Genomic DNA, 6,362 nt, shown 5'->3' with positions numbered 1-6,362 from the left:
CCAGCTCGACGGCTCGCGCTGGGATGAGCTCAAGGCGATCTTCGCCGAGACCTTCCAGACCAAGGACCGCGACGAGTGGGCAGCGATCTTCGAGGGCACCGACGCCTGCACCTCACCGATCCTGAACTTCGTTGAGGCCACGGAGGATCCGCACCTGGCCGCGCGCGGCACCCTGGTGGAGATCGCCGGCGTCACCCAGGCGCAGGTGGCGCCGCGCTTCGCCCGCGCGACGCCGGCCACGCCCACCGGCCCGGCCCGCGAGGCCACCGATCCGGCCACCGTCTGGCAGGACTGACCCGACCCGGTACGCACCGTGCCCCGGCGCCGCTCACGCGGGCCGGGGCACGCTGCATCTGCGGGTCAGCACATCAGGGCCCGGCACTGTCGGCCAGCCGGCGCAACCAGTGGGTCAGCAGGGCCGTCTCCTCCGCACCGAGCACCTCGGGGCGGCCGGCCGCATAGTCGAGCACCCCGAGGACGGCCGAGCGGGCGCCATCGTCGTCGACGGCGGCCGCACCGGTCACCGCGGCGAGCACCGCCTCGCGCGCCGCCGCGGACAGCTCCGGGTCCGCACGCCCGAAGATGATCTGGCGCAACGTGATCCCGATGTTCGTGGCCAGGATGTGCGCGGCCGCCTGATCGGGCGGCACCGCGAGCCGCCCCTGATCGTCCGCGCGCTGCACCAGCTCCCTCAGCAGGACGGCCGGCTTCGCCTGCGCCGGACGCGCATCACCGGGCCGGACCTTGCCGTACATGAGTGTGTAGAAGCCGGGATTGGCCAGCCCGAAGGCGACGTGCGCGTCCCAGCCGTCGCGCAGATCCTGAATCGGATCGCCGCTGGACGGCTGCGCCTGCTTGGCCTGGACGTACAGCTCGAAGCCGCGCTCGACGACGGCGTCGACCAGCCCCTGCTTGTTGCCGAAGAAGTGATACAGCGTGGGCATCTTCACCCCGGCCTGATCGCAGACCTCCCGCAGCGAGAAGTCCTCGCCGGGCGCGGCCGCGATGAGGTCGGCCGCCGCGTCGAGCAGCCGCGTCCGTGTATCGCTCTTGGCTTCTTCTGTCACATCGCTATAGTATTCCTATATCGGGGATACATAGATATGTATCGCCGTTCGGAAGCGGGGCCCGCCCCGACGACTCACAGGAGGAATCCATGTCCCAGCGCACCCTGGCCGGAAAGAACGTGTTGATCGCCGGCGGCGGAAAGAACCTCGGCGGCCTCATCTCCCGCCTGGCGGCCGCAGGCGGCGCCAACGTGGCCGTCCACTACAACTCGGCGGCGAGCCGGCCCGACGCCGAGGAGACCGCCGCCGCGGTCACCGCCGCCGGCGGGACCGCGGTGCTGCTCAGCGGCGATCTCACCGAGCCGGAGAACGTCGAGAAGCTCTTCGCCGACGCGGCCGCGGCGCTCGGCCCGCTCGACGTGGCCGTCAACACCGTCGGCAAGGTGCTCCGCAAGCCCATCGTGGAGACCACCGAGGACGAGTACGACTCGATGTTCGACATCAACAGCAAGGCCGCCTACTTCTTCATCAAGGAGGCGGGCCGCAACCTGGCCGACAACGGCACGATCGTGACCATCGTGACCTCGCTGCTGGCCGCGTTCACCGACGGCTATTCCACCTACGCCGGCGGCAAGAGCCCCGTCGAACACTTCACCCGGGCCGCCGCCAAAGAGTTCGCCCCGCGCGGGATCTCGGTGACCGCGGTGGCGCCCGGACCGATGGACACCCCGTTCTTCTACGGCCAGGAGACGCCCGAACGCGTGGAGTTCCACAAGTCCCAGGCGATGGGCGGCCGGCTCACCCAGATCGAGGACATCGCACCGATCGTCACCTTCCTGGCGACCGACGGCCGGTGGATCACCGGCCAGACGATCCTCGCCAACGGCGGCTACACCACCCGCTGACCCTCGAACCGATCAGGAGTACCGACCATGAGCACCATCCCGCAGCCGGTCACCGCCTTCATCGACGCGGTGAACCGGCACGACGAACCGGCCTTCCTCGACTCCTTCACCGACGACGGCCTCGTCGACGACTGGGGCCGGATCTTCACCGGACGCGCGGCCATCAAGGCCTGGAGCGACAACGAGTTCATCGGTGCCCGCGGCACCATGACCGTCACCGAGACCTCGGTGGACGGCGACGACGTGACCGTGATCGCCGACTGGCGCAGCACGCACGCCAACGGCCTGAGCCGGTTCACCTTCCGGCTCGACGGTGACCGGATCGCCGCCCTGACCATTCGCGAGGGCTGACGGGCCGCACCGACACCGCCCGGTGATGCGCAGCGCCGGCGGTTCCCGGTCCGGGAGCCGCCGGCGCGTTGCGGTAAGGCGTCTGCCGATCAGAACTTGGACGAGCCCATGTCGATCTGGAACTCTGCGCCGGTGACCGCCTGGGCGGTGGTCAGGTAGAGCACGGCGTCGGTCAGATCGTCGAGGCTGGCCACCGGGTAGTAGTCCATCATCGACGGGAAGTGCGGACCCCAGTCCTCGAAGGACTTCATGGCGGCGCTGTCGCCGATGCCCATCGGCGTGTTCACCGCGTACGGGTGGACGGTGTTCACGCGGATGTGCTTGGGTCCCAACTCCTTCGCCGCCGTCTGAGCCAGACCGCGCAGTGCGAACTTGGAGGCCGAGTACGAGGCCTGGTTGGGCATCGCCTTGAGTCCGGCAGTGGACGAGATGACGGTGATCGAGCCGCCGTTGCGCGCGGCGAGCATCGCCGGGACCGCCGCCTTGAGCGTCTTCCAGGTGCCCACCAGGTTCACATCCACCACGTCGGTGAACTGGTCCTCGGACATCTCCCAGGTGAGTCCCCAGGTGAGGATGCCGGCGTTGGCCACCACATGGTCGAGCCGGCCGAAGCGCTCGACGCCGTCGGCCACCAGCTGCTGCTGGAAGGCGAGGTCGCGGGTGTCGCCCTGGCGGGCCAGGATCTGCCCGCCGGCGGCCTCGACGAGTTCGATCGTCTCGGTGAATTCGTCGAGCGTGGCCGGCGGATAGGTGGTGTGGTCGGCGACCGGCGCGGCGATGTCCATGCCGATGATCGAGGCGCCCTCCCGGGCGAACCGGATCGCATGATTGCGGCCCTGACCCCGAGCGATGCCGGTGATGTAGACGACCTGGCCGTCGAGGCGGCCCTTCTCATTCGCAGTCACCGCAAAACTGTAACACGTTCTAGTTAGCGGCCGGAGGCGCTCCGCACTTCCGCCGCAGACTGTCGAATCGACCCGCTGAGAGCGGGTCGATTCGACAGTTTGACGGGCGCGGAGGCGATCAGGCGCCGAAGGACTCCTCGAAGCCCTCGGGGATGATCAGGTCGTCGCGCGAGAGGTCGGCGACGCCGGCCTTGCCGAGCCCCATCAGCGCCGAGTCGATGCCCATCCGCATGAGATCGAGGACGTTCTCCACACCGGCCTGGCCGTTGGCCGCCAGACCCCACAGGTAGGCGCGGCCGATCATCACAGCCTTGGCACCCAGGGCGAGCGCCTTGACCACATCGTTGCCGCGGCGGATGCCGCCGTCGAGCAGCACGTCGAGGTCGTTGCCCACCGCGTCGGCGATCGGGCCGAGGACGCGGATCGTCGCCGGTGTGCCGTCGAGGTTGTTGCCGCCGTGGTTGGACACCGAGATGGCGGTGGCCCCGATGTCGACCGCACGCTTGGCGTCGTCGATCCGGGTGATGCCCTTGACCATGAACTCGCCGCCCCAGTGCTCCCGCAGCCACTTGAGATCGTCCCAGCTCGGCGGCGGGGTGTTCATCCACTGCCCGTACGCGCCGAAGAAGGTCGGGGCCGGTGCACCCTTGGGCACCAGGTTGGGCGCGCCCAGATCGGGGATGTGCACCTTGCCGTCACGGATCCAGCTGAGCGCGTAGCGCGGCTTGATCGCGATCTCCGGCGCCATCTTGGCCAGCGCGTTGAGATCCACCTTCTCCGGGATGTCCGGGCTGCCCCAGTCGCGGCCGATGTTGAACACCCAGTCGGTGGTGACGATCAGACCCTTGGCGCCGGCCTCGCGCGCCCGCTCGGCGCGCGCCAGGATGTCCTCCTTGCTGCCGAGCCAGTAGGCCTGGAAGAAGACCTTGTCGTTGACGGCGGTCACCTCCTCGACCGGCTTGGAGGCGAAGCTCGACAGGCCCATCGCGGTGCCGCGGGCGGCGGCGGCCCGGGAGACGGCCACCTCGCCGTCGATGTCGACGGCCTGCACGCCGGTCGGCGAGATCATCACCGGGAAGGGCAGGTCCTGCCCCATCACCCGGGTGCTCAGGTCGCGCTCGGGCTGCACACCCACCACGTGCGGGGCAAAGCCGAGCTCATTGAAGGCCGCGACGTTGTCGTGCGTGGTCAGACCGGCCTGGGTGCCGGCGATCAGCGACGAGTAGACCGACTTGGGCAGCCGCTTCTTGGCCCGGCGCTGCGCCTCCTCGACGGTCTCGAACCACGGGTTACGGCGCCACGGATTCTTCTCCGCGAGCTCCTGGAACTTGGACATGACGGTATTCCTCTCGGTCCGGCCGCTGCGGGGCCGGGGGGTGTGAATCGGACGCGGACGTCCGCTTAGGCGGCGGCGATCAGCAGGAACTGCAGCCGGTGGCGTGATCGAACTCCGGGCTGAATCCGGCGAGCGGATTCTCGTTGCAGTCGCGTGAAGGCGGCCGGGTCATCAGCGTCAGCGGGACGCCGCGCGAGTGATCCTTGTTGGCCGACGGCTTGCTGCGCTCCCCGGCCAGCAGCTCCTCGCCGAAGCCCTGCACGCACTCCGGGTCTGGACCGTCGAGCGGGAGTCCGGTGAAGAACTTGGCCGCCATGCAGCCGCCGCGGCACGCGTCGAAGTGCTGGCATTTACTGCAGGCGCCGGCGCTCTGCGGCTCGCGCAGCTGGGTGAACAGGTCGCTGCGCTGCCAGATCTCCTGGAAGCCGCCGTCGGTGGTGATGTTGCCGGCCAGGAAGTTCTCGTGAATGGCGAACGGGCAGGCGTAGACGTCGCCGACCGGGTCGATCAGGCACACCACGCGGCCGGCGCCGCACAGGTTCAGGCCCGGCAGGCCGCTGCCGCCGGTCTCGCTGAACGCGGCCAGGTGGAAGAACGAGTCGCCGGTGAGGACGTTCTCACCGTGCGCGACGAGCCAGTTGTACAGGTCGCGCTGCTGCTCGGGCAGCGGATGCAGGTCGTCCCAGACGTCGGCGCCGCGACCGGACGGGCGCAGGCGGGTGATGCGCAGGGTGGCGTCGTACGTGTCGGCGAGCGCCTTGAACTCGTCGAGCTGGGTGACGTTCTGCCGGGTCACCACCACGGAGATCTTGGCGTCCTTGAACCCGGCGTTCTTCAGGTTCTCCAGCGCCCGGACCGCCATGTCGAAGGAGCCGGGGCCGCGCACCGCGTCGTTGACCTCGGCGGTGGCGCCGTCGAGCGAGATCTGCACGTCCACGTAGTCGGACGCGGCCAGCCGCTGGGCCACCTCGGGGTTGATCCGCAGGCCGTTGGTAGAGAACTTGACGCCCACCTGGTGGTCGGTGGCGTAATCGACGAGCTCCCAGAAGTCCGGGCGCACAGTCGGTTCGCCGCCGCCGATGTTGACGTAGAAGACCTGCATGCGCTGCAGCTCGTCGATGATCGCCTTGCACTGCTCGGTGCTCAGCTCGCGCGGATCCCGCTTGCCCGAACTGGACAGGCAGTGCACGCACGCCAGGTTGCAGGCGTAGGTCAGCTCCCAGGTGAGGCAGATCGGGGCGTCGAGGCCCTTTTCGAACTGGTCCACCAGGCGGCCCACCTTGGGCGGCGCCGGACGGTCGGGGGAAGTGAGGAGGGGGAGGTCGAGCGACGGCGCCGTCGAGGGCAGGACGTCGACCGAGGTGCGCGGTTCGAGCGTGGTCATGCGGATCACTCCTGACCGGGAACGATCATCCCGGAGTCGGCCAGCGCGGAGAGCGCCTGGAGGTACAGGGGTCGGTCGGAATCGGCGATGCCGGCGGCGACGAGGGCCGCCTCGGCACTGGGGTGATCGGCCAGCGAGGTGACCAGATCCACCACGGTCAGGTTCTTGAGGAACGAGAGCTTGCGGGTGCCGAAGTGGTAGAGCAGGGCGCCGAAGGGCTCGGGGCGCAGGGCCACCTTGGGGTTGAGCCGCCAGGCGCGGGTGAGGTCGAAGGAGCCGCTTCCGGCGATCGCGTGATCGCCGGAAGCGGTCGTTGCTGCGCTGGTCATCAGTAGACGCCGCACATCCCGTCGATGGAGACCTCTTCCACCAGCGACTCGGTGACGAGATCGGCCTCGACGGGCTTGTCCTGACTGATCTGAGCTGCCTGATCTGCCATGTGAACCATCCTCCTTATAACGTCCTTCTGTGGTT

The 6,362-nt window shown here is 68.9% G+C and carries 9 protein-coding genes; 3 read left to right on the top strand and 6 right to left on the bottom strand.

Annotation, left to right across the window (positions count from 1 at the left end):
- A partial coding sequence (locus ACJMNC_RS17395; protein ID WP_408949216.1) for a CoA transferase occupies positions 1 to 295 on the top strand: 295 nt, incomplete at its 5' end.
- A 73-nt stretch (positions 296 to 368) separates the two neighbouring features.
- On the opposite strand, the gene ACJMNC_RS17390 is transcribed toward ACJMNC_RS17395, so the two are convergent.
- Positions 369 to 1,067 (bottom strand): TetR/AcrR family transcriptional regulator, encoded by a 699-nt coding sequence (locus ACJMNC_RS17390; protein WP_408949215.1) that lies wholly within the window; start codon positions 1,065 to 1,067, stop codon positions 369 to 371.
- A gap of 89 nt (positions 1,068 to 1,156) precedes the next feature.
- Between ACJMNC_RS17390 and ACJMNC_RS17385 the strand changes: the two genes are divergently transcribed.
- Together ACJMNC_RS17385 and ACJMNC_RS17380 are read left to right on the top strand one after the other, a co-directional pair.
- Positions 1,157 to 1,912 carry an SDR family oxidoreductase gene (locus ACJMNC_RS17385; protein ID WP_408949214.1) on the top strand — a complete coding sequence of 252 codons (756 nt, stop codon included), beginning with the start codon at positions 1,157 to 1,159 and terminating at the stop codon, positions 1,910 to 1,912.
- 27 nt (positions 1,913 to 1,939) lie between these two features.
- Complete coding sequence (locus ACJMNC_RS17380; protein WP_408949213.1) at positions 1,940 to 2,263, top strand: nuclear transport factor 2 family protein; 324 nt, start codon at positions 1,940 to 1,942, stop codon at positions 2,261 to 2,263.
- A gap of 89 nt (positions 2,264 to 2,352) precedes the next feature.
- Here ACJMNC_RS17380 and ACJMNC_RS17375 read toward each other — a convergent pair whose 3' ends face one another.
- From ACJMNC_RS17375 to mftA, 5 genes are all read right to left on the bottom strand, one after another.
- Complete coding sequence (locus tag ACJMNC_RS17375) at positions 2,353 to 3,168, bottom strand: mycofactocin-coupled SDR family oxidoreductase (protein WP_408949212.1); 816 nt, start codon at positions 3,166 to 3,168, stop codon at positions 2,353 to 2,355.
- A gap of 118 nt (positions 3,169 to 3,286) precedes the next feature.
- Positions 3,287 to 4,504 (bottom strand): pre-mycofactocin synthase MftD, encoded by a 1,218-nt coding sequence (gene mftD, locus ACJMNC_RS17370; protein ID WP_408949211.1) that lies wholly within the window; start codon positions 4,502 to 4,504, stop codon positions 3,287 to 3,289.
- Between the two features lie 79 nt (positions 4,505 to 4,583).
- On the bottom strand, positions 4,584 to 5,888 hold the full coding sequence (gene mftC, locus ACJMNC_RS17365) for a mycofactocin radical SAM maturase (protein ID WP_408949210.1): 1,305 nt from the start codon (positions 5,886 to 5,888) through the stop codon (positions 4,584 to 4,586).
- A 5-nt stretch (positions 5,889 to 5,893) separates the two neighbouring features.
- Positions 5,894 to 6,217 (bottom strand): mycofactocin biosynthesis chaperone MftB, encoded by a 324-nt coding sequence (gene mftB / locus ACJMNC_RS17360; protein WP_408949209.1) that lies wholly within the window; start codon positions 6,215 to 6,217, stop codon positions 5,894 to 5,896.
- Entirely contained in the window at positions 6,217 to 6,327 is a 111-nt protein-coding gene (mftA, locus tag ACJMNC_RS17355; RefSeq protein ID WP_408949208.1) for a mycofactocin precursor MftA, read from the bottom strand. Before mftA ends, mftB begins: the two co-directional genes overlap by 1 nt.
- Positions 6,328 to 6,362: the final 35 nt, after the last annotated feature.

It is taken from the genome of Gordonia sp. VNK21, assembly GCF_046098115.1.
GTDB lineage: Bacteria > Actinomycetota > Actinomycetes > Mycobacteriales > Mycobacteriaceae > Gordonia.
The sequence above is the reverse complement of the archived record's forward strand: the minus strand, read 5'-3'. Positions and strand labels throughout refer to the sequence as shown.